The sequence below is a fragment of the Bradyrhizobium sp. 192 genome (genome assembly GCF_023100965.1).
Taxonomy (GTDB): Bacteria; Pseudomonadota; Alphaproteobacteria; order Rhizobiales; family Xanthobacteraceae; genus Bradyrhizobium; species Bradyrhizobium symbiodeficiens.
This window is the reverse complement of the sequence record NZ_CP064690.1, coordinates 6758072-6780906: the sequence shown is the minus strand read 5'-3', so window position 1 is coordinate 6780906 and position 22835 is coordinate 6758072. Positions and strand designations below refer to the sequence as shown.

Genomic DNA, 22835 nt, shown 5'->3' with positions numbered 1-22835 from the left:
GCGCTGAGCGCATTCGCCCTCGCTACGAAGCGCGGAACTTGTTCGCCTCTCCTGCGTCATGTTGGCAGTGCATGAGGAGGAGGAATTCATGGGCTTTGGACGAGGTGCTTTACTTTGGTTGCTTGGCGTGCCGCTGCCGATCGTTCTGCTGCTGGCATTGTTCTGGCACCACTAAGCTGACCAGATCACACGAAAGCGCCGCGCAAGCGGCGCTTTTTGTTGTCTGCGCAAACCGGCGAATTCACTTCAGCCAATTCACTTCAGCCAATTCACTTCAGCTATGGCTCTCGACGAAGTCGCTGAGATAGTCGGGCAGCGTCACGCCGTCGATATCGCAGCGCGCCTTGATCTCGCCGGCGACATCGGTCGAGATGTCCTTCATCCAATGTTCGAGCGTGTTGAACGAAATCACCTTGATGGGGTCGTTGAAGCAGCCGGCGACGAGCTCGCCGATCGTGGCTTCGAGATCGCTTCGTTCGATGCGAATCTCTCTCGCCTGGTCGAGGCGATCGATCACCACGAACAGGGTCTTGTCTGCGCCGTAGGGCACGACCGGGGATGGCACGCCAGCTTCGAGCATATCGGGCACTCACGCCTTGGCTTCCGATCTCCACCAACGGGAAAAACCGGCCGAAGGTTCCAGCGCGCCTGCAGGTGAAGTGCCGTCAGAGAAATTCTCTCCAGCGCGAGAGCTCGATGACGTGTTCGGGGGAGAGGATGCCGGTCACGAGCGGCGGCTGCGCCGCTGTCCGGATCTCATAGAGATGCCGGGTCGCCGCCGGCTTTTCCATGAACGCCGAGATGCACTGGTCGAGGGTGCCTTCACTGACCTGGTAAGGCTCCCGGTCCGGCCGGCGCTGGTTTGCCAGCGATGGCCATTTATGCAGGCGTGCATGCGCACCGAAATCGACCTTCGACTCCGCAACCACGTCCGCCATCGCTCCGCCTCACGCAAAAAACACCCCAGCACGCGGATCTACGTGCCGGGGCTCACACCAAACGTTGGATCTCAATGCCTCACCCACAACCCGGCAGCCGGGAAAAGGTTCCCGGCTGCCTTGTCGCAATCAGCTCGCCGCCGCCGCGATTTTGAAACCCGGGCCAGGCTCGCCGCGACTGACCTCCGGCAGGCCGGCGAAGCGTCGCAAGGCTTCCGCCATCTGCACCCGGCCGGACACACCCGTGATCACCACATCGACCATGGTAAAAGACGAGTGGAAATGGCCGTGCGCCTTCAACTGCTCGACCGGGACGCCCGCGGCCGACATCGCCTCGGCATAGGCGATGCCTTCGTCGCGCAGCGGATCGAACTCGCAGGTCGTCACGAAGGCCGGCGGCAATTTTTCGACCTTGCCGCGCAGCGGCGAGACGCGCGGATCGGCGCGGTCCGCCGGCGAGCAGTAGAGATCCCAGAACCAGTACATCAGCCCGCGCGTCAGGAAGTAGCCCGCTGCGTTGTCGTTGTAGGAGGGACGATCGAAGCTGCAGTCGGTGACCGGGCAGATCAGCAGCTGGCCGGCGATCTCAGGTCCGCCACGGTCGCGCGCGAGCTGGCAGGTGACGGCAGCGATGTTGCCGCCGGCGCTCCAGCCCGCGACCAGCACCGGTCCCGCTCTGCCGCCGAGTTCGGCGGCATGCTCGGCGATCCAGCGCGTGGCCGCATAGCCGTCTTCGGCCGCGGTCGGGAAGCGATGCTCAGGCGCGTGACGATAGCCGACGCTGACGAACATCATGCCGGTCCGCCGCACCATGTCGCGGCAGAACGGCTCGTCCGACTGCTCGTCGCCGAGCACCCAGCCGCCGCCGTGGAAATAGACCACGACCGGATGCGGTCCCGGCGTTGCCGGCTTGTAGACGCGGTACGGCAGCGCGCCGTCGGTGACGGGCAGGGTGCCGTCGACGATGGCGCCGATCGGCCGCCCCGCGGGGCGGCCCTTGTTGAACTCGTTCACGAAGGCGCGCGCGCCTTCCGCGCCCATCGACTCGATCGGCGGCAGGTTCAGCGATGTGAGCAGATTGAGCACCAGCCGCACGTCGGGCTGCAGCCGCACCACCTCGCCGTCGTTGCATTGCGTGGCGCCACCGGGGCCGGTGAGCTTGAAGCCGAGCATGCCGCGGCTGACCACCTCGTCGCAGATGCTGCGATAGGGGCCGACGCCGCCGGTATAGGGCATCAGGCCCTGCACCTTGCCGGGGACGTTGGCGCCCGTGTACCAGGTGTTGGCGAGCCGGTGCAGCGTCACCATCGAGCAGTCGGCCATGTGCCTGTTCCAGCCGGCCTGCGCCGTCTCGGTCGGCTCGATCGTGGTGAAGCCGGCATCGCGCAATCCTGCAAGGCGATCCACGACCCAGTCGACATGCTGCTCGATCGACACCGCCATGTTCGACAGCACCGACGGGCTGCCCGGCCCGGTGATCATGAAGAAGTTCGGGAAGCCCTCGACCGTGAGCCCGAGATAGGTCTGCGGGCCCTGCGCCCAGACGTCGGTCAGCGACCTGCCGCCGCGCCCGGTGATCGGATGCACGGCGCGGATCGCGCCGGTCATGGCGTCGAAGCCGGTCGCGAACACGATGACGTCGACGTCGAAGCTGCGGCTGCTTGTGGAGATGCCGCTCGCCGTGATCGCCTTGATCGGCTCCTGCCGCAGATTGACCAGCGTGACGTTCGGCCGGTTGTAAGTGGCGTAGTAATTGGTATCGAGGCAGGGACGCTTGGCGCCGAAGGGATGGTCGTCCGGCATCAGCGCCGCCGCCGTTTGGGGATCCTTGACCGCCGAGCGGATCTTCTCGCGGATCAGGTCCTGGACGATCTTGTTGCCGTCGACGTCGACGGCCTGGTCGGCCCAGAGCTGGGTCAGGATGTGGACGAGGTCGCCGGCGGCCCAGGCCCGTTCGAAACGCTCACGGCGCTCGGCATCGCTGAGCTGCCAGCTCACGACGGTCTGCTGCGGGTAGGGCACGCCCGCCATCGACTGGCGTGCCTGCTCGCGATAGGCGGCGCGGTCGCTCTGGAAGAAGTCCATGCGATCGGCCGGCGCCGGGCCGTTATGCGCCGGTAGCGCGAAGTTCGGCGTGCGCTGGAACACGGTCAGATGCGCGGCCTGCTCGGCGATCAGCGGGATCGACTGGATCGCCGACGAGCCGGTGCCGATCACGGCGACGCGCTTGCCGGCGAGATTGACGCCGTCATGCGGCCAGCGTCCGGTGAAATAGACCTCGCCCTTGAAATCCTTGACGCCGTCGATCTCCGGCGGCTTCGGCGCCGAGAGGCATCCGGTGGCCATGATGTAGTGGCGGCAGGAGACTGGCGCGCCGTTGTCGGTGGTGATGAGCCAGCGCTCTGCCTTCTCGTCCCATCTGGCTTCGGTGACCTTGGTCTTGAAGCGGATGTCGCGCCTGAGATCGTAGCGGTCGGCGACGAAGCCGAGATAGCGCAGGATTTCGGGCTGGGCCGCGTATTTCTCCGACCAGGTCCAGGCCGTCTCCAACTCGGGATCGAAGGTGTAGCTGTAGTCGATGGTCTGGATGTCGCAGCGCGCGCCCGGATAGCGGTTCCAGTACCAGGTGCCGCCGACGTCGCCGGCCTCATCGAGGGCGACGGCCGAGAAGCCGGCCTTACGCAGGCGATGCAGGAGATAGAGGCCGGAAAATCCGGCGCCGACCACGGCGACATCGACCTGCTGAGCGGTTCCGCGGTCTTCGGAGGCACGTGTGGCAACCATCGTGTCAGGCATGGCATCCTCCCGAATGTTTTGTTTTGCCGGCAGGCTATCGCTGCAGGGTCGGCTTGTCATCAGAGCAAGTGCAATCTTCGGTAGTCGTTTGCGGCGGCATCAAGGCCAATTGAACGTTGCGGCGCTACACGCACCGCGATGCACAATGGCCGTGATGACCCGGGGTAATCATGCCCGGTCCATCTGTGTATGCTTGCGGCTACAAGCCACGCGTAGCGATCGAGCGTCATGCCAGAGTTGAGTGAGCGGACCAAAGCCAACATGGACGTCGTCCTCGAGGAGACGTGCCGGCAATTGCCGCACGGCGGCGATCACGACAGCCGCAGATTCATCGCCGAGCGCTTGATCGAGGCCGCGCAAGCGGGGCACTCCACGCTCGGCGAGCTCGGCATCGTCGCGCGGCACGCGCTGGCGGAGATTCTCGCAAAGCGTGGTGCGTGAGCCGGGAGGCTTGCCTCTCGGCGCGCTCAGGACTTAACCTCACGGGGACCTTTCCGCGCATCGGGATGCTCCGAAGATGCGATCCTTGCTCGCGCTTCTTGCGGCCTCCATTGTCCTGTGTTGCGCCGGCTCGGCCGTGGCGCAGCCGGTCGGACAGTTTCCATTCGCGCTGACGCGTGAAGGACAGATGCTCGGTGCCGTCGAAGGCGAGGTGGCCTCGTTCAAGGGACTGGCCTACGCCGAGCCACCGCTCGGCGCGCTGCGCTGGCGCCCGCCGCAGCCGGCGCCGGAAAGTTCGGAGATGCGCACCGCCTACGCGTACGGCGCGCCGTGCCTTCAACCGTCGTTGCCTGATGCGAGCGAGGATTGCCTGACGCTGAACGTGTTCCGTCCCTTCGGGGTCGACGGGCCGCTGCCGGTGATGATGTTCATCCACGGCGGCGGCTTCGTCAGTGGCACCGCGAATGAGCGGCTGTTCGACGGTGCCAGGCTGGCGCAGGCCGGCCTCATCGTGGTCACCATGAATTACCGCCTTGGAGTGCTTGGCTGGCTCGCTGATCCCGCGCTGACGGACGGCGGCTCCGGCAATTACGGCCTGATGGACCAGATCGCCGCGCTGCATTGGGTTCATGACAACATCGCAGCCTTCGGCGGCGATGCTGATAATGTCACCTTGTTTGGCAGCGGCGCAGGCGCGACATCGATCGCGCTGCTGATGTTGTCCGCGCAATCGCGCGGCCTATTCAAGAAAGCCATTCTGCAATCGATCCCCGCCCGGGCGCGGTTGCGATCGTCGCAGGAGGCGGAAGCTATCGGTCGGCAGTTCGTGGCGGCGCTTGGACCGGAGGCGGATTTGCGCGCCGCCGAACCGCGACGCCTGCTGGCCGCCGAAAGCCTTCTGCTGGAGCAATCGCGGCACGGCTTCGCGCCGATGATGGATGGAGCTCTGGTGACCGAGGATATCGCTGCAGGCTTTGCGGCCGGACACCAAAGCCGCATGGCCCTGATGATCGGCTCGAACGACGACGAGACCGGTTTCGACGGCGAGCTCGATACCAGGCAGGAGCTTGCAGCGTCAGGCCTCACGATCGATGATCTGCGCAAGCTCTATCCTGATGTCGCCGAGCCTTCTCTCGCCAGTCCGACGGATCTTGCGGCGAAGGTCTACACCGACAAGGTCTTCTCCGAGCCCGCAAGACTGCTGGCGCGCCTCCACGCCGCAAGTGGCGCGGCAACTTTTCGCTATCGCTTCGCCTATGTGCCCGGGGCGCGTCGCGGCAATCCCGGGGCTGGGCACGGGCGCGAGCTGCAATTCATCTTCGGTGCGGAAGGCGTGCCCGGAGCGGGCATCTTCTCGCGAGCCGATCGCGAGGTCGCCAGCCGCATGCGGTCCTATTGGATCAACTTCGCCAGGAGCGGCGATCCCAACGGTCCCGACCTGCCGCATTGGGACTCGGCCGCAGGCCGCGATCGCCTGCTGCTGATCACGAACGATCGCATCGCGAGCGGCGACGATCCCCTGGCGGAGCGTCTCGACCGGCTCGCGCGCTAGCGCGACACGAATGGGTTGGACTTAAGCCGCGAGCTCGACGCGGGGCGCCGGCGTCAGCCGGTCTTCCTCCAGATAGTCCATCGCGCCGTCCTTCTCGACGGCGTAGAACTGCTGGCCGTCCCGCGACTTGAAGGCGGCGCGAACGATGCCGCGGCGGCCCTTGTCACTGTTGACGACGTCCCCCAGCGCAAACTTCCTCATCTCAACGTCTCGCTTGTCTTCGGGCCGACTGCTTCGGCCGCACCGGGGATTTTGGGCGGCAAATCGTTAACGACTTGCTAACCATGCCGGTTTGCCTATGCTCGCGGCCGTCGCGCGGGCGCTGCCACGCGCACCTTTCCGACGAGACCAATCCGATGACGCGATTACCGACCCTCTTCCTGTCGCATGGCGGCGGCCCGTGGCCATTCATGGAGGATCGGCGGGTGCAATACGCCAGGACCGCCCAGGAGTTCGGCCGGTTGCCTCAGCTGCTTCCCGAAAGGCCGAAGGCGGTGCTCGTCATCACCGGCCATTGGGAAGCCGATGCCTTCACCGTCTCGACCTCCGCGCAGCCGCCGATGGTATACGACTATTACGGTTTCCCCGAGCACACCTATCACCTCAAATATCCGGCGCCGGGCATGCCAGAGCTCGCAGCGAAGGTGAAGGCGCTGCTTGCGGGCGCGGGCGTCGCTTGCCGGGAAGATCCCAACCAAGGTTTCGATCACGGCACCTTCGTGCCGCTCGGCCTGATGTATCCGAATGCCGACATGCCGATCGTGCTGCTGTCGCTGAAGTCTGCTTACGATGCGGCCGAGCACATCAAGGTCGGCGAAGCCATCGCCGCGCTCCGCGAAGAAGGCATCCTGATCGTCGGCAGCGGGCTGACCTATCACAACATGCGCGGCTTCAACCGGCCGGAGTCGAAGCCGGTCTCATATGACTTCGAGGCCTATCTGAACGAGGCGATCAGCAACCCCGATCCCGCCCGCCGCAACGCGATGCTGGTCGATTGGGAGAATGCGCCCGGCGCTCGGCTCGCGCATCCGCGCGAGGACCATCTGCTACCGCTGATGGTGGCCGCCGGCGCCGCCGGCAGCGATATCGGCAAACGCGTGTTCGTCGACGAGGTCGCGAGCGTCGCGATGGCGTCGTACGTGTTTGGATGAAGAGCAGCGTTGCGCTCTACCCCTCTCCCGCAAGGGGAGAAGGAAGAGGGGAGCGTCGCAACCTCACCCGTATCGCAGCTTCATGAACAGGATGCAGCCGGCGAGCACTATGGTGATGGCGTTGGCGGCGACCAGCGGCGCATCGCCCGAGAGCAGGCCGTAGATCAGCCACAGCGCGAGGCCCAGCACCATCACCAGGAACATGCCGAGCGAGATGTCGCCGGTGGAGCGGGTCTTCCACACCTTGATGGCTTGCGGCGCATAGGCCACGGTGGTGCAGGTGGCGGCGGCAAAGCCGATCAGCTTGATCACGAACGGGTCCATGCCGGCTCTATAACATGGATTCGACGGTCATGCTTCTCAGGGCGGCCGTCGGTGCGCACGCCTCGTGCTTCGAGACGGCGCTTACGCGCCTCCTCAGGATGAGGCTAAGCAGCGCCGGTGCTGTCGAGGTTCGTTGCCGCGGACTCCGTCCTCATCCTGAGGAGACCGCGAAGCGGTCGTCTCGAAGGATGGCTGAGGGTCTCGAATGCCCTGCCGCTTCAGGCACGCTCCGCCATCAGGCTGCGATAGAGCGCGGCATAGTCGCCGGCGCGGTTGCGCCAGGAGACGTCGGTCGCAAGGCCGTTTCGTTGCAGCTTGCGCCAGGTCGGCTTGTCGTGAAAGGCGGTGTTGGCCTTGCGCAGCGTGCCGGCAAGGGCCTCTGCCGTCACGGGTGCGAACTTGAAACCGGTGGCATCGCTGCCGGAGGCGTCGGCCTCTCCGATATCCACGATGGTGTCCTCCAGCCCGCCGACGCGTGAGACGATCGGAACGGCGCCGTAACGCAGCGCGCAGAGCTGGGTCAGGCCGCAGGGCTCGAAGCGCGACGGCACGATCAGTGCGTCGGATCCGGCCTGGAGCAGGTGCGCCAATATCTCGTCATAGCCGATCACGACGCCGATCCGGCCGGGATTGGCGCGGGCTGCGGACTGATAGCGATCCTGAAGATCGCGGTCGCCGCTGCCGAGCAGCGCGAGCTGCATGCCTTCGGCCAAAATGGTCGGAATGGCCTCGAGCAGGAGATCGAGCCCCTTCTGCCAGGACAGCCGGCTGATGACACCGAGCAGCGGCGCCTCGTCGGAGCAATCGAGACTGAACTGCTGCTGCAGCACCGCCTTGTTCGCGGCCCGGAAGGTCAGGTCCTCGGCGCCGTAGCGGTAGGCGATGTGCGGATCACCTTGCGGATTCCACACCGAGACGTCGATGCCGTTGAGGATGCCGCTCAGCACGTTCGCGCGTGCGCGCAACAGGCCGCCGAACCCCATGCCGCCTTCGTCGCTCTGGATTTCCTGCGCGTAGGTCGGCGACACCGTGGTGATGCGATCGGCGAATTGCAGGCCCGCCTTCAGGAAGCTGATGCCGCCGAAATATTCGATCTCGTTGACGCTGAACGCGTGCCAGGGCAGGCCGATCGCACCGATCAGCTCGGGAGCGAACTTGCCCTGATAGGCCATGTTGTGGATGGTCATCACGGTGCCGGGCCGCGGGCGATCGTCATAGTGCAGATAGGCCGCCGCGAGCCCGGCCTGCCAGTCATGGGCATGGACGATTTCGGGCACGAAGGCGGGGACGAGGCCGTGGCCGATATCGGCGGCGATGCGCGACAGCGCCGCGAAGCGCACGCCATTGTCCGGCCAATCGACACCTTCGGTGGTGACGTAAGGGTTGCCCGGCCGCGCATAGAGATGCGGCACGTCGAGCACGAACAGGTCGAGCCCGTCATGGGAGCCCGCAAGCAACCGGCCCCGCCCGCCGAAATAATCCGGCCAGCTCCGGATCTCCTCTGCGTTCGATACCAGCCGCATCACGTCGGGATAGCCCGGCATCAAGGTGCGCATCTCGACGCCATGCGCCTTCAGCGCGATCGGCAGCGCGCCGGCGACATCCGCGAGGCCGCCGGTCTTGACGATGGGATAGACTTCAGATGCGACCGCGAGGACGCGAACAGGCGTCATGTATTGAGCCTGTCGATCATCGGCTGGGTGACGAGCGAGATCCCCTGCTCGGTGGTGCGGAAGCGCTTTGCGTCGAGTTCGGGATCCTCGCCGATCACGAGCCCCTCCGGAATTTCGACGCCGCGGTCGATCACGACGTTCTTCAAGCGGGCGCCGCGGCCGACTTGCACATAAGGCATGATCACGGCGTTCTCGACATTGGCATAGGAGTTGATGCGCACGCCGGTGAACAGCAGCGACCGGCGCAGCGAAGCGCCGGAGATGATGCAGCCGCCCGAGACCAGCGAGCTCACGGCCTGGCCGCGCCGGCTCTCCTCGTCATGGACGAATTTCGCCGGCGGCGTGATCTCCGCATAGGACCAGATCGGCCAGGAGCTGTCGAACAGATCGAGCTCGGGCACGACGTCGGTGAGGTCGATATTGGCAGCCCAATAGGCATCAACGGTACCGACATCGCGCCAATAGGCGCGTTCCTCGGTGCCGGTGCGCACGCAGGAGGTCGAGAATTGGTGCGCCATCGCGCGGCCGTTCTTGACGAGGTAGGGAATGATGTCCTTGCCGAAATCGTGGTTCGAGTTCGGGTCCTCGGCGTCGCGCTTGAGCTCCTCGAACAGGAACTTCGCGTTGAACACGTAGATGCCCATGCTGGCGAGCGAGACGTCCGGCTTGCCCGGCATCGGCGGCGGATCCTTCGGCTTCTCCAGAAATTCCTGGATCCAGCCGTTCTCGTCGATATGCATGATGCCGAAGCCGGAAGATTCTTGCCGCGGCATCTCCAGGCAACCGACGGTGACGTCGGCGCCGCTCTCGACGTGCTGGCGCAGCATCACCTCGTAATCCATTTTATAGATATGGTCGCCGGCCAGCACGACGATGAAACGGCAGGCGTGGGTTTCGATGATGTCGATGTTCTGGTAGACGGCATCCGCCGTGCCGACATACCACATGTTCTCGGAGACCCGCTGGCTCGCGGGGAGGATGTCAAAACTCTCGTTGCGTTCGGGGCGGAAAAAGTTCCAGCCCATTTGAAGATGCCGGATCAGGCTGTGCGCCTTGTACTGGGTCGCGACAGCAATGCGGCGGATGCCCGAATTGACGGCATTGGAGAGCGCGAAATCGATGATGCGGGACTTGCCGCCGAAATAGACAGCCGGCTTGGCGCGGCGGTCGGTCAGCTCCAGGAGCCGGCTGCCACGTCCGCCGGCCAGGACGAAGGCCAGCGCCTGACGGGCAAGCGGCTCGGGTCTCGCGGCACTCATGTCATCCTCCCACACACCCGGCGCAGGGCCGAGGCTATTCGTCGCGAGAAACCTCGCTCCCTTGGAACCGATAGTAGCGGTACGAATAGTCAATCGTGAAGTAGGTTGTTGGTTGCGAAGGCGGGAAGCTTAATGCTTTGCGTTGGCCGCAGGGCTCCGGCATCGCGTCGGCGTCACGTCGGGCAGAGCAGGCGCGTTGGTCCGTCTCGCAGGTCGGCAGCCGCTTCGCAGAAGCATGAACGGGACTTGTGCGCCGCACGCAAATCCGGGCTTTAAAATCCCGGCTTTGACTTGGCGCAAAGATGCCCGATCATGCTGCTGCGATCCTTTTCCAAGCGAAACGTCAGACAGGGAGCAAGTTGATGAGGATCTGGAAAACGGCAATTGCCTGTTCGGTCGCCGGCGTGGTCATCGCTGGCCAAATTCAACAGGCGGCAGCGGCTCCGCTGCCGACCAACGTCGCGACCATGAAGGCCGCGGTCGGTGACGATGTCGCGCAAGTGCATTGGCGCGGTCGTGGCTGGGGATGGGGTGGAGGCGGCCTCCTTGCCGGTGCGATCATCGGCGGCGCCATCGCCAGCGGCGCGCCTTATGGCTATGGCTATTACGGCGGCGGTCCGTATTACGGCGGCTATGGGCCGGGCTATGGCTATGGTTATGCGCCGGCCTATTACGGCGGCTATGGATACGCACCTGCCTATCCGCGCTATTACCGGCCCTATCGTCCGTACGGCTATGGCTACGGTTACTACCGGCCGTACCGGGTCTATCACCGCCACTATCACCGCCGATATTGGTGAGAGCCGGTTCGAGCATGCGCGCAAACGATGAGCGTTTGCGCGCACCTCCGCGCGGCGTCGCGGCGTGCCGGGACAGACTGCGCAAGATATCGACGCGTGCTTGCTGCTCTTTCACGAAAGTAACAATGTGTGATGGTCCTGCCGGGGATTGCTCGGCAGTATGCTGGAACTCGAGGAACAAATGCACGTTTGCAGCGCCGGGCGGGGCCAATCGGGAGCGGTGCCGTGCGAGCGCAAACGACGCTATTCTTTTCACTGGCCTGTTTTTCTTTTTCTGCCTTTTCCGTCGCCCGCGCCGAAAGCGGGCTCGCTTCCTATTACGGCTACGCAAAGGCCGGCAAGGGCGAGCTGACCTGCGCGCACCGGACCCGCCCGTTCGGCAGCGTGCTCAAGGTCTCCTACAGCGGCCGCACGATCCAGTGCCGCGTCAACGATCGCGGCCCCTTCATCCGCGGCCGCATCGTCGACCTCTCGGTGCCCGCCGCCCGCGCGCTCGGCATGATGAGCGCCGGCGTGGTGCGGGTCTCCGTGGAATAAGCCGGCCCGCGCGCTATAGTGCCGCCCAAAGCAAGGGGGCGCTATGGCAAGGATAAGGGTGGGACTCGTCGGCTGCGGCTTCGTGTCGGAGCTGCACATGTACGCGTTCCGGCGCGTCTATGGCGTGGACGTCGAGGTCGCGGCGGTGGCTGCCCGCGGCGACCATGTCATCGAATTCGCCGGCCGCCACGACATCCCGCGGGTCTATCGCAGCTTCTCTGATCTGATCGGGGACGCAGCTATTGACGTCGTCGACATCTGCACCCCGCCCAATCTTCATGCGGAAATGATCGTCGGCGCGATGCAAGCCGGCAAGCACGTCATCTGCGAAAAGCCGTTCGCCGGCTATTTCGGCCGTGACGGCGATCCGCAGCCGATCGGCAAGCACGTGCCGAAGGCGCTGATGTATCAGCGCGTGATCGAGGAGATGGACAAGACGCGCGCCGCGATCGAGCGCACCGGAAAACTCTTCATGTATGCCGAGGACTGGATCTACGCGCCCGCGGTGACAAAGACGGCGGAGATCATCAGGGCGACGAAAGACAAGATCCTGTTCATGAAGGGCGAGGAGAGCCATTCCGGCTCGCACGCGGCCCACGCCGCGCAATGGGCGATGACCGGCGGCGGCTCGCTGATCCGCATGGGCTGCCATCCGCTCTCGGCGGTGCTGTATCTGAAGCAGGTGGAGGCGAAGGCGCGCGGCGAGAGCATCCGTGTCGCCAGCGTCACCGGCGATGTCGGCAACGTCACCGCCGCGCTCAAGCCCGAGGAGCGCGGCTACATCAAGGCCAATCCGCTCGACGTCGAGGATTGGGGCACGCTCACCGCCACCTTCTCCGACGGCACCAAGGCCACCGTGTTCTCCGGCGACATGATCATGGGCGGCGTGCGCAATCTCGTGGAGACCTACACATCCGGCGGCTCGCTGTTCGCCAACATCACGCCGAACAATCATCTGATGAGCTACCAGACCTCCGAAGAGAAGCTCGCTTCCGTCTACATCACCGAGAAGGTCGACCGCAAAACCGGCTGGCAATATGTCTGCCTGGAGGAGGAATGGACGCGCGGCTATTTGCAGGAGATCCAGGACTTCATGGAATGCGTGGCGACGGGCCGGCAGCCGCTGTCCGACCTCGCGCTCGCCTATGAGACGATCAAGGTGAACTACGCAGGGTACTGGGCGGCGGAGGAGGGGCGGAGGGTGGTGTTGTGAAGCAGGCCATCGCTGCAGCGGAGGTGTGCTCCCTCTCCCCGCAAGCGGGGCGAGAGAGCGCAGCACCGTGGCCGTCGCTCGCTCCTACGCCCCGTAGGTCGAGCCCTTCGGCAGCGGGAATACCGGGTCCCGCGTTTTGATGTTGGTCGGCCACACCACCGAGATGTGCTCGCCGGCGTTCTGCATCACCACCGGAGTCGAGCGTTCGTTCTGACCGGACAGCGGCGTGCCCGGCGGGAAGAATTTCACGCCGTAGCCCTGGATGGTGCCGCCGGCGGGAATATCGACGTCGAGCGCGGCCTTGCGGATCGCCTCCGGCTCGAAGCTGCCGTACTTCTCCTTGGCCACCGGCAGCACGTTGTTGAGCAGCACCCAGGTCTGGTTGAAGCCCATCGAGCAGTGCGGCGGCACGTCGGTGGCGCCGGTCTTGGTCTGGTAGCGCGAGACCATGGTCTTGATCAGCTCGCCCATGCCCGGTGCGAGCTTGGCGGGATCGAGCAACTGCGCCGGCACCGGATCGATGTTGCAGAAATTGTCGATGTCGGGGCCGAAGGTGGCGCGCAGCTTGTCGAGCTGGCTGTAGCCGGCGCCGGCCCCGAACAGCATCTTGAAGCGCAACCCGCTCTCGCGGGCCTGACGCAGGAACAGCGTGATGTCGGGGTTGTAGCCGGCGTGCGAGATCACGTCCGCCTTGGCGCGCTTGAGCTTGGTGACGAGCACCGAGAGGTCGGGCGCGGACGCCGAATAGCCTTCGCGCAGCACCACCTGGATGCCCGCCTGCTTGGCATAGGCCTCGTCGGCCGCGGCGACGCCGACGCCATAGGGGCCGTCCTCGTGGATCAGCGCGACCTTGACGTTCTTGGCCTCCATGCCGAGCCTGGCTTTCGCGTGCTCGGTGAGGAAGCCGGCGAAGGCCTGGCCGTATTGATCCGAATGGATCTGCGCGCGAAACACGTATTGCAGGTTCTTGTCCTTGAACACGGCGGTCGAGACCGCGGTCGTGATCCAGAGGATCTTCTTCTGCTGCTCGACCTTTGCAGCCATCGGCACCGCATGCGCGCTGGAATAGACGCCGTTGATGATGTCGATCTTTTCCTGGCTGATCAGCCGCTCGGCTTCGTTGATCGCAACGTCGGCCTTGCTCTGGGAGTCCGCCGCGACGGGCACGATCTTGGTCTTGCCGCCGATGCCGCCCTTCTCGTTGACGAGGTCGATGGCGATCTGCGCGCCGACCGAGGAGGCGACCGAGCCGCCGGCGGCGAAGGGACCCGTGAGGTCGTAGATCAGGCCGATGCGCAAATTCTCGGCCTGCGCCTGGGCCCTGGTCCAATCGAGGCTGAGCGTGGCGGCGGCAGCCGCCGTACCCTTCAGCAGCTGCCTGCGTGAAGTTGGCATCCTATCCTCCCTCAAATCCGTCGTGTGACCGGCTGTTATTTTTTTGCGAAGTATGAAGAGGGGGACAGCGGAAAGTCAACATCGCGAAAGTCGGGTGCGCCGCAGAACGCAATTGCGAGACGACGGTGAGGCCCGGCGAGATCGTGCGCTATTGCGACAAGCGCCGCGCCAGATAAGGCGCCGTCTTGCTGCCGGCTGTGGCGACCTGGTCCGGCGTCCCCGATGCGACGATGCGGCCGCCCTCGTCACCGGCGCCGGGGCCGAGATCGATGATCCAGTCGCTGTGTGCCACGACGTCCATGTCGTGCTCGACCACGATCACGCTGTTGCCGGAATCGACGATCCGATCGAGCTGGGCGATCAGCCGCTCGACGTCGCGCGGGTGCAAGCCGGTGGTGGGCTCGTCAAGCACATAGAGCGTGTGGCCGCGTTGCGGGCGCATCAGCTCGGTCGCCAGCTTGATCCGCTGCGCCTCGCCGCCGGACAGTTCGGTCGCGGACTGGCCGAGGCGGATATAGCCGAGACCGACTTCGCGGACGACCGACAGCGACCGGTTCAGCGTGGCATCGTCGCGGAAGAAGTCGAAGGCCTCGTCCACGCGCATCGCCAGCACGTCCGCGATGGATTTTCCGCGGATCTTCACCTCCAGCGTCTTGTCGTTGTAGCGCGCGCCCTTGCAGGTCGGACAGGGCGCGTAGACGCTGGGCAGGAACAGCAACTCGACGCAGACGAAGCCTTCGCCATTGCAGGTCGCGCAGCGCCCCTTCGCAACATTGAACGAGAAGCGCCCGGCATCGTAGCGTCGCGACTTGGCCTGAGGCGTTGCCGCGAACAGTTTCCGGACATGGTCGAACAGGCCGGTATAGGTCGCAAGGTTGGATCGCGGCGTACGGCCGATCGGCTTCTGGTCGACGACGACGAGACGATTGATCCGGTCGAGTCCGGCGACGATCCTGCCGCCAAGCGTCTCGACCGTCGGGGCGAGGCTGTCGTCGTCCGTATCGGTGGCGAGCGTATGGCCGAGATGCGCGGCCACGGTCTCGACGAGGAATTGGCTGATCAGGCTCGACTTGCCGGAGCCGGACACGCCGGTGATGCCGGCGATGACACCGAGCGGAATGTCGACGTCGAGGCCGAGCAGATTGTTGCGGGTCACGCCCCGGAGCTTCAGATGTCCCTTCGGCTCGCGGCGGACCGCCGGCAGTTTCTTGCGCGGACGTGCGATGTAGTGCGCGGTGCGCGATTGCTCGATCTCGCCGAGCCCTTCCGGCGGTCCGCTGTAGAGGATGAGCCCGCCGCCCTCGCCGGCATCGGGGCCGACATCCACCAGCCAGTCGGCATGCCTGATCACCTCGATCTCGTGCTCGACCACGAAGATGGAATTGCCGGCGTGCTTCAGCCGGTCCAGCGCCCGCAACAGCGCCTCGGTGTCGGCCGGGTGCAGGCCCGCGGACGGCTCGTCGAGCACGTAGACGACGCCGAACAGGTTGGAGCGCACCTGCGTCGCCAGACGCAGGCGCTGCAACTCGCCCGGCGACAGCGTCGGCGTGCTGCGTTCGCAGGCGAGATAGCCGAGGCCGAGGTCGAGCAGGACGGCAAGGCGCGCCGACAGATCCTCGCAGATGCGCATCGCGACGACGGTCTTCTCCGATTTGTCCGCCGAAGGTCTCGCAAACGGCCTGATCACTTCGTGCAACTGCTTCAGCGGCAGGTGCGATATTTCGGCGATGTTGCGCCCGGCGAACTTCACCTTGAGCGCCTCGGGCTTCAGCCTTGTGCCATGGCAGGTCGGGCAGTCCCGCGTGATCAGGAATTGCGCGACCCGGCGCTTCATCATCGCACTCTCGGACTTGGCGTAGGTCTGCATCACGTAGCGCCTGGCGCCGGTGAAGGTGCCCTGATAGCTAGGCTCTTCCTTGCGGCGAAGGGCGCGCTTGACCTCGGCGGCGTCAAAACCGGCATAGACAGGCACGGTCGGCTGCTCGTCCGTGAACAGGATCCAGTCGCGGTCTTTTTTGGGCAGCTCCCGCCAGGGCTTGTCGACGTCGTAGCCAAGCGTCGTCAGGATGTCCCGGAGGTTCTGTCCCTGCCAGGCGCTCGGCCAGGCCGCGACGGCGCGCTCGCGGATCGTCTTGGTGTCGTCGGGCACCATCGATTTTTCGGTGACGTCGAGCATCCGTCCGATGCCGTGGCAGGTCGGGCAGGCGCCCTCGGGCGTGTTCGGCGAGAACGATTCCGCATAGAGCATCGGTTGCCCCCGCGGATAATCGCCGGCGCGCGAATAGAGCATCCTGAGCAGGTTCGAGATGGTGGTGACGCTGCCGACCGACGACCGCGTCGTCGGCGAGCCGCGCTGCTGCTGGAGCGCGACCGCGGGCGGCAGGCCCTCGATGTCGTCGACCTCGGGGATCTGCATCTGGTGGAACAGCCGCCGCGCGTAGGGCGACACCGATTCCAGATAGCGCCGCTGCGCCTCGGCGTAGATCGTTCCAAAGGCGAGCGAGGATTTTCCGGAGCCCGACACGCCCGTGAACACGACGAGGGCGTTGCGCGGAATCCTGACGTCGACGTTCCTGAGATTGTGCTCGCGCGCCCCGCGCACCCGCACGAAGCCGTCGTCCTGCATCAGGCTGTCGGGCCGTCCCGGTTGATCGTCCATCTCGCCTCCTCCGGCTCGCTGGGGAAACAACGGCAGGATCGCAGGATGGGTCCTTTGAGGCCAGTGGGACCGGCAGTGTTCTGCACAAGGCGAAGGCCCGCCGCGGTCGACGACGGGCCTTGCAAGGGGCCGCGGAACGGCTCGCCCGGCGCTTACTGCGACAGCTTCACGAAGTTCGGAAACTTCAGCTTGCCCTCCGCGATCTTCTCGGGCCAGACCACGACCTGCTTGGAATCCTGCCACTGGAAGACGAGGCCCGTCACGGCGCCCGGCCCCGACTTGATGCCGTGGGTGAACTCGTCGTTCTTGCCGTAGAACTGGATCTTGCCGATCGTGCCTTCGTAGTCGGTCTTTTCCAGCTCGGCGACCATCTTGTCGGGATCGGTCGAGCCGGCGCGCTTGATCGCGTCGGTGATCATGTAGACCTCGTCATAGGCGGTATAACCGGTATAGGCCGGCGCCGAACCGAACTTGGCCTTGAATGCAGCCGCGAACGGCTTCGTCTTCGGGGTCACCGCAACGTCCGGAGTAGCCACTGCAAGCGAGGGCACGCCGTCGGCGGCGCCATTGGTGTCCTTCCAGAAAGTCGGGCTCAGCGCCTGCGCGCTGATGCCGAACATCGGGATCGGCACCTGCTGGTTCTTCCACTGCACCGTCGGCTGCACCCCGACATGCGAGATGCCGGTGACGATCACGTCAGGCTTCTTGCTCTCGATGTTGTTGAAGATCGGCGTGAAGTCGGTGGTGTCGGGCGAGAAGCGCACGTGCTCGACCACCTTCAGGCCTGCCTTCGGCAGGCAGGCCTCGTAGCCGACGTCGAGCGGCTTGGTCCAGGCGGCGTCCTCGCTCATGATCGCGACGGTCTTGAACTTGAGCTTGTCGACGAGGAGATCCTTGGCGGCGTCGCAGACGATCTGCGCCTGCGCGGCCGACGTCAGATAGCCGTGGAAGGTGTACTTGTTCTTCTCATAGTCGTTGTGGATCGCCTTGGTGATCTCGTTCGAGGCGGCGCCGGGCGTGATCAGCGGCATCTTCAGCCGCGCCGCCCAGGGCTCCAGTGCCAGCACGACCTCGCTGATGTAGCTCGCGATCACGGCGGAGACCTTGTCCTCGCTCACCGCGCGCTGGAAGGCGCGCACGGAATCCGCCGAGGAGCTCTTGTTGTCGTAGGTGACTATCTCGACCTTGCGGCCGAGAATGCCGCCCTTGGCGTTGATCTCGTCGGCGGCGATCTGCGCGCCACCCGGCGTCGCCGCACCCGCGATCGACTGCACCTCGGCGATGACGCCGATCTTGATCGGATCGTTCGACTGCGCGTAGGCGGGCGCCGCGAGGCACAGCACCAGCGCGGAGGCGAGCAGGCTGCTGCCGAGAACTGAAGATCGCATGGTCGTTTCCCTTTCGTTGTTTTGTTGTCGAGATGTACGAACTAGAGAAAATCCGCGCCGGCCTCGCTTGCGAAGCGGCCGGGATCGCCCTCCCAGACGATCCTGGCATGCTCCAGCACGTAGACGCGGTCGGCATGCGGCAGCGCGAAGGTCACGTTCTGCTCGCCGAGCAGCACCGTGATCGCCGTGGTCTGCCGCAACTTCTCCAGCGCCTTGGACAATTGCTCGAGGATGACGGGGGCAAGGCCCAGCGTCGGCTCGTCCAGGATCAGGATCTGCGGCTGCATCATCAGCGCGCGGCCGATCGCCAGCATCTGCTGCTCGCCGCCCGAGAGCGTCTGGGCCATCTGGCCCTGGCGTTCCTTCAGGATCGGGAACAGCTCGAACAGCCAGGCAAGCTGCTTGGCGCGCTCGTCGTCGGACAGGTGCTGTCCGCCGAGATCGAGGTTCTCCCGCACGCTCATCTCGCCGAACAGCTCCCGCGATTCCGGGCACTGCACGAGGCCGCTGCGCGCGATCTTCGCCGGACTGGTGCCGCGCAGTTTGTCGCCGCCGCGCACGATCTCGCCGGTATAGGGCAGGAAGCCGGAGATGGTGTTGAACAGCGTGGTCTTGCCGGCGCCGTTGAGGCCGACGATGGAGACGAACTCGGCCTCGTGAACGTGGATCGAGACGTTCTCCAGCGCCTGCGCCTTGCCGTAGAATACGCTGACATGCTCGACCTGCAGCAGCGGCACCTCGTCCTTAAAGCCGGTTTCGGGCCGCGCATGGGTCTCGAGGGCGCCGCCAAGATAGACCTTCCGTACCGTTTCGTTCTTCATCACGTCCTCGGCCTTGCCGGTGACGATCTCCTCGCCGAGATACATCGCGAGCACGCGGTCGACCAGCGCGGCGACGCTCTTGACGTTGTGGTCGACGAGCATCACCGCGCGGCCCTCGTCGCGGAAACTTCGGATCAGCTCGGAGAAGATGTCGACCTCGGCCCGTGTCAGTCCTGCGAAGGGTTCGTCGACCAGGACGACCTTGGGATCGCGCGCGATCGCTTTCGCAAGCTCGAGCCGGCGCAGATCCGCAAAGGGCAGCGTCGGCGGGCGGCGGTTCATCACATCGCCGAGCCCGACGCGCTCGGCGATCCACTTGGCGCGCTCGACCAGCGCCTTGTCCGGGAACAGCATGAACAGGCTGTCCGGCAGCAGCGCGACAAGGATGTTCTCCAGCACGGTCTGGCGGTTCAGCGGCCGCGAGTGCTGGAACACCATGCCGAAGCCCTTGCGCGCGATCTTGTGCGCGGGCAGGCCGGCGACGTTCTCGCCCTCGAAGATCACCTCGCCCGAGGTCGGGCGTTCGATCCCCATCACGCTCTTCATCGCGGTCGATTTGCCCGATCCGTTCGGTCCGATCAGGCCGAAGATCTCGCCGCTGTTGACCTCGAAGCCCAGGTTCTTCACTGCGGTCAGGCCGCCGAAACGCTTGGTCAGTCCGCGGACTTCGAGCACGGCACGGTTTGAAAGCCTCATATCCATCACGAACGCGCCTCGCGCGAGAGGGCCGCTCCGAGGAAGCCGCCGGGGAAGAACAGCACGACGAGCAGGGCGACCGCCGAGACGATGAAGGTCGCGAGCTCGCCGGTCGGGCGCAGGAACTCGCCGGCGACGATCAGGAAGATCGCCCCTAGCGCCGCGCCCAGCACGGTGCGCCGGCCGCCGAGCACCGCCGCAACGATCACGTTGACGCCGACGGCGACGTCGACGACGGTGCCGACCGAGGCGGTGCCGAAGTAGAACACCAGCAGCGCGCCCGACAGCCCCGAGAAGAACGCGCTGACGACGAAGGCAGCGAGCTTGTGCTTGACGATGTTGAAGCCGAGCGCGCCGGCCTGCACCGGGTCCTGGCCGCTCGCCTGCAGCACGAGGCCGATCGGCGATTGCGACAGGCCGTAGAGGATGGCCGCCGAGATGGTCATGAAGCCGAGCGCGATCCAGTAGTTGGTGCCGGCGTTGATGCTGATGACGTCGGGGATGGTGAGCCCGATCTCGCCGCCGGTGAGGTCGGCGAACACGACGATGAAGTTCTGCAACATCAGCACCGCGACCAGCGTGGTCAGGCCGAAATACGGTCCGCGCACGCGCAGCGCCGGCAGCGCCAGCACGAGGCCGGCGATCACGGAGGCGAGCGCTCCCAACACGATACAGAGATAAACCGACCAGCCGAACTGGGCGTTCAGGATGCCGGCGGTGTAGGCGCCGACGCCGATCAGGAAGGTCGGCCCGAAATTCACTTCGCCTGCGAAGCCGAACAACAGATCCCAGGCCATCGCGAACACGCCGAAATAGAAGGCGACGGTCAGTAGCCCGAGCACGTAGCCGGAGACGTAGAGCGGCAGCGTTGCCGCAATGACGACGAGCGCGATCGAGATGAAGAACAGGCGCGAGGTGAAGAAGTTGGACATCTCAGCGCCTCCCCAGCAGGCCTTGAGGCCGGATGTACATCACGAACACGAGCAGCAGCAGCGCCGGGATGGTGCGATAGGCCGGCGAGACGAGGTAGGCCGTCAGCGTCTCGAGATAGCCGACCACGAAGGCGGCGATCAGCGAGCCGGAGACGCTGCCGAGGCCGCCGAGCACGACGATCGAGAACGCGCTCGCCGTCAACGGTCCGACGCTGTAGGAGCTGACGCCGAGGAACATGCCGAGCAGCACGCCGGCGATGCCGGCGAGAATGCCGTAGATCGCCCACACCACGACGTAGATGTTGGTGAGCTCGAGTCCGAGCAGCGTGACGCCGCGCGGGTTCATTGAGGCCGCCAGCACGGCTTTGCCGATGCGGGTGCGGTTCACCAGAAGCCACAGCAGCGCGATGACGAGGCAGCACACGATCGCCGTGAAGATCTCGTTCTTCGGCGTGCGAACGCCGAGGATCTCGACGACGCCCTCGACGATCGGCAGCACGGTCTTGGCGTTGTTGGTGAAGAAATAGGCGATCAGCTCCTGGATCATGATGCCCCAGAGCAGCGTTCCCGTGAGAACGAAGATCTCCTTCTCCTCATTGGGAATGCGCCGGGAATCCTGGATCGGCTTCACCACCGCGAAATAGGTGGCAAACGCGGTGAGGAGCGCGACCGCCACTCCGATCAGTGCGCCGACATAGGTGCCGACACCAAGCACGCTGGCCGCGGCCCAGGCCGCCACCGCTGCCGCGACCATGATGGCACCGTGAGAGAGGTTGAGCACGCCCGAGACGCCGAAGATCAGGGTAAAGCCGGTGGCACCGAGAGCGTAGAGAGCGCTGATGGCAAAGCCATCGATCAAGATCTGGAAGGCTCGCATTGATGATAGGCCGGATGGCAGCCGGGCTGCCGCTTTGAGGGACGGTGCTGCGTTGGACGCATGTGGAAGCTCCCGGGAAGTGGTCCCGGGAGCATTTCCTGCTAATTGCTGAGCTTGACGAAGCTCGGGAACTTGACGTCGGCCTTCGCGACGTCCTTGGGCCAGACCGCGACCTGCTTGCCGTCCTGCCATTGCAGCATCAGCCCGGTGATCAGGCCCTTGCCGTACTTGATCGAGTGGGTGAACGGATCGTCCTTGCCGTAGAACTGGACGCGGCCGATCGTACCTTCCCAGTCGGTCTTCTCCAGCGCATCGACGAGCTTGTCGGCGTCGGTCGAGCCAGCCCGCTTCACCGCGTCGGCGATATAGTAGACCTCGTCATAGGCGGTGTAGCCGGCATAGGAGGGATAGTTGCCGAACTTCTTCTTGAAGGCTTCTGCGAACGGCACCGACTTCGGCGTCACCGCGACGCCTGGACCGGAGACGCCCTGATAGAGCACGCCCTCGGCCGCCTGATTGGTGTCCTTGCCGAAGGTCTCGTTGGTGGCCTGCGAGGAGATGCCGAACATCGGAATCGGCACTTGCTGGTTTTTCCACTGCACCGTCGGCTGCACGCCGACGTGGGAAATGCCAGTGATGATGACATCCGGCTTGGAGCCCTCGATCTTGTTGAAGATCGGCGTGAAGTCGGTGGTGTCGGGCGAGAAGCGGACGTGGTCGAGCACTTTCAGCCCGATCTTGGGCAGACATTCTTCGTAGCCGGTGTCGAGCGGCTTGGTCCAGGCGGCGTCCTCGCTCATGATGACTGCGGTCTTCATGTGCATCTTGTCGACGAGTAGATCCTTGGCGGCATCGCAGACCGAAAGCGCCAGTGCCGCCGAGGTCAGATAGCCGTGGAAAGTGTACTTGTTCTTCGCGTAGTCGCTATGGACGCTCTTGCTGATTTCGTTTGACGCTGCGCCAGGCGTGACGAACGGCGTCTTCAGCCGCGAAGCCCAGGGCTCGAGCGCCAGCACGACCTCGCTGATATAACTCGCGATGACGATGTTGACCTTGTCCTCGTTCACGGCGCGCTGGAACGCTCGCACTGAATCTGCCGAGGAGGAGTGATTGTCGTAGGAGACGATTTCGATCTTGCGGCCTTCGACGCCGCCTTTCGCATTGATCTCGTCCGCTGCGAGCTGTGCCGCCTGCGGAATGGATGCGCCGGCAATCGCCTGAGCTTCCGCGATCACGCCGATCTTGATCGGATCTGCCGCTTTGGCCGCGCTTGACGCTGTCATCATCGCGGTGGTCGCGGCCACACCGAGCGTCATTCGCAATGCAACAGAGAGTGCATTATTCATTTTTTTTCTCTCCCTTCGAACAGGCCTCTTGTGAGCC

20 protein-coding genes are annotated in these 22835 nt (G+C 64.9%); 6 read left to right on the top strand and 14 right to left on the bottom strand.

The annotated features are described in order from the left end of the window. Nucleotides 1-274: 274 nt before the first annotated feature. From IVB24_RS31745 to IVB24_RS31735, 3 genes are all read right to left on the bottom strand, one after another. Nucleotides 275-580, bottom strand: a complete 306-nt coding sequence (locus IVB24_RS31745) for a hypothetical protein (protein ID WP_162406708.1) — start codon at nucleotides 578-580, stop codon at nucleotides 275-277. Between the two features lie 85 nt (nucleotides 581-665). Continuing rightward, entirely contained in the window at nucleotides 666-938 is a 273-nt protein-coding gene (locus IVB24_RS31740; protein ID WP_094977455.1) for a hypothetical protein, read from the bottom strand. A gap of 129 nt (nucleotides 939-1067) precedes the next feature. Then, nucleotides 1068-3734, bottom strand: coding sequence for an alpha/beta hydrolase fold domain-containing protein (locus tag IVB24_RS31735; protein ID WP_247770363.1), 2667 nt, complete (start codon nucleotides 3732-3734; stop codon nucleotides 1068-1070). Nucleotides 3735-3962: 228 nt separating this feature from the next. Between IVB24_RS31735 and IVB24_RS31730 the strand changes: the two genes are divergently transcribed. Together IVB24_RS31730 and IVB24_RS31725 are read left to right on the top strand one after the other, a co-directional pair. After that, a complete protein-coding gene (locus IVB24_RS31730; protein ID WP_094894007.1) occupies nucleotides 3963-4175 on the top strand; it encodes a hypothetical protein in 213 nt (70 codons plus the stop codon). A 76-nt stretch (nucleotides 4176-4251) separates the two neighbouring features. Next, entirely contained in the window at nucleotides 4252-5727 is a 1476-nt protein-coding gene (locus IVB24_RS31725) for a carboxylesterase family protein (protein WP_247770362.1), read from the top strand. 21 nt (nucleotides 5728-5748) lie between these two features. Here the strand turns inward: IVB24_RS31725 and IVB24_RS31720 are convergent, their stop codons facing one another. Continuing rightward, a complete protein-coding gene (locus IVB24_RS31720; RefSeq protein ID WP_094977458.1) occupies nucleotides 5749-5928 on the bottom strand; it encodes a hypothetical protein in 180 nt (59 codons plus the stop codon). Between the two features lie 155 nt (nucleotides 5929-6083). Between IVB24_RS31720 and IVB24_RS31715 the strand changes: the two genes are divergently transcribed. Then, nucleotides 6084-6878, top strand: coding sequence for a class III extradiol ring-cleavage dioxygenase (locus tag IVB24_RS31715; RefSeq protein WP_247770361.1), 795 nt, complete (start codon nucleotides 6084-6086; stop codon nucleotides 6876-6878). A 63-nt stretch (nucleotides 6879-6941) separates the two neighbouring features. On the opposite strand, the gene IVB24_RS31710 is transcribed toward IVB24_RS31715, so the two are convergent. The 3 genes from IVB24_RS31710 to glgC all read right to left on the bottom strand — a co-directional run bounded on the left by IVB24_RS31710 (nucleotide 6942) and on the right by glgC (nucleotide 10134). Further along, nucleotides 6942-7202: a SemiSWEET transporter gene (locus tag IVB24_RS31710; RefSeq protein ID WP_140480791.1), complete on the bottom strand. Its 261-nt coding sequence runs from the start codon at nucleotides 7200-7202 to the stop codon at nucleotides 6942-6944. 218 nt (nucleotides 7203-7420) lie between these two features. Beyond that, nucleotides 7421-8875 carry a glycogen synthase GlgA gene (glgA, locus tag IVB24_RS31705; RefSeq protein WP_247770360.1) on the bottom strand — a complete coding sequence of 485 codons (1455 nt, stop codon included), beginning with the start codon at nucleotides 8873-8875 and terminating at the stop codon, nucleotides 7421-7423. After that, entirely contained in the window at nucleotides 8872-10134 is a 1263-nt protein-coding gene (glgC, locus tag IVB24_RS31700; protein ID WP_094977851.1) for a glucose-1-phosphate adenylyltransferase, read from the bottom strand. The genes glgA and glgC overlap by 4 nt, the downstream gene beginning before the upstream one ends. Nucleotides 10135-10496: 362 nt before the next feature. Here glgC and IVB24_RS31695 point away from each other — a divergent pair, with 362 nt between their 5' ends. The 3 genes from IVB24_RS31695 (at nucleotide 10497) to IVB24_RS31685 (ending at nucleotide 12684) form a co-directional block, all read left to right on the top strand. Next, nucleotides 10497-10934 carry a hypothetical protein gene (locus tag IVB24_RS31695; protein WP_094977461.1) on the top strand — a complete coding sequence of 146 codons (438 nt, stop codon included), beginning with the start codon at nucleotides 10497-10499 and terminating at the stop codon, nucleotides 10932-10934. Nucleotides 10935-11159: 225 nt separating this feature from the next. Continuing rightward, entirely contained in the window at nucleotides 11160-11471 is a 312-nt protein-coding gene (locus IVB24_RS31690; protein ID WP_094977462.1) for a septal ring lytic transglycosylase RlpA family protein, read from the top strand. Between the two features lie 43 nt (nucleotides 11472-11514). Next, nucleotides 11515-12684 carry a Gfo/Idh/MocA family oxidoreductase gene (locus tag IVB24_RS31685; RefSeq protein ID WP_247770359.1) on the top strand — a complete coding sequence of 390 codons (1170 nt, stop codon included), beginning with the start codon at nucleotides 11515-11517 and terminating at the stop codon, nucleotides 12682-12684. An 84-nt stretch (nucleotides 12685-12768) separates the two neighbouring features. On the opposite strand, the gene IVB24_RS31680 is transcribed toward IVB24_RS31685, so the two are convergent. The 7 genes from IVB24_RS31680 to IVB24_RS31650 all read right to left on the bottom strand — a co-directional run bounded on the left by IVB24_RS31680 (nucleotide 12769) and on the right by IVB24_RS31650 (nucleotide 22798). Then, nucleotides 12769-14079, bottom strand: a complete 1311-nt coding sequence (locus tag IVB24_RS31680) for an ABC transporter substrate-binding protein (RefSeq protein WP_247770358.1) — start codon at nucleotides 14077-14079, stop codon at nucleotides 12769-12771. A gap of 148 nt (nucleotides 14080-14227) precedes the next feature. Continuing rightward, complete coding sequence (gene uvrA, locus IVB24_RS31675; protein ID WP_247770357.1) at nucleotides 14228-16738, bottom strand: excinuclease ABC subunit UvrA; 2511 nt, start codon at nucleotides 16736-16738, stop codon at nucleotides 14228-14230. A 152-nt stretch (nucleotides 16739-16890) separates the two neighbouring features. Further along, a complete protein-coding gene (locus IVB24_RS31670; protein ID WP_247770356.1) occupies nucleotides 16891-18126 on the bottom strand; it encodes an ABC transporter substrate-binding protein in 1236 nt (411 codons plus the stop codon). Between the two features lie 41 nt (nucleotides 18127-18167). After that, nucleotides 18168-19649, bottom strand: a complete 1482-nt coding sequence (locus tag IVB24_RS31665; RefSeq protein WP_247770355.1) for an ATP-binding cassette domain-containing protein — start codon at nucleotides 19647-19649, stop codon at nucleotides 18168-18170. Further along, nucleotides 19649-20575 (bottom strand): branched-chain amino acid ABC transporter permease, encoded by a 927-nt coding sequence (locus tag IVB24_RS31660; protein WP_247770354.1) that lies wholly within the window; start codon nucleotides 20573-20575, stop codon nucleotides 19649-19651. Before IVB24_RS31660 ends, IVB24_RS31665 begins: the two co-directional genes overlap by 1 nt. Before the next feature lies 1 nt (nucleotide 20576). Next, nucleotides 20577-21452 carry a branched-chain amino acid ABC transporter permease gene (locus tag IVB24_RS31655; protein ID WP_247770353.1) on the bottom strand — a complete coding sequence of 292 codons (876 nt, stop codon included), beginning with the start codon at nucleotides 21450-21452 and terminating at the stop codon, nucleotides 20577-20579. 101 nt (nucleotides 21453-21553) lie between these two features. Then, the gene (locus IVB24_RS31650) at nucleotides 21554-22798 is read right to left on the bottom strand and encodes an ABC transporter substrate-binding protein (RefSeq protein ID WP_247770352.1); all 1245 of its coding nucleotides are present in this window, start codon (nucleotides 22796-22798) and stop codon (nucleotides 21554-21556) included. Between the last annotated feature and the right edge of the window lie 37 nt (nucleotides 22799-22835).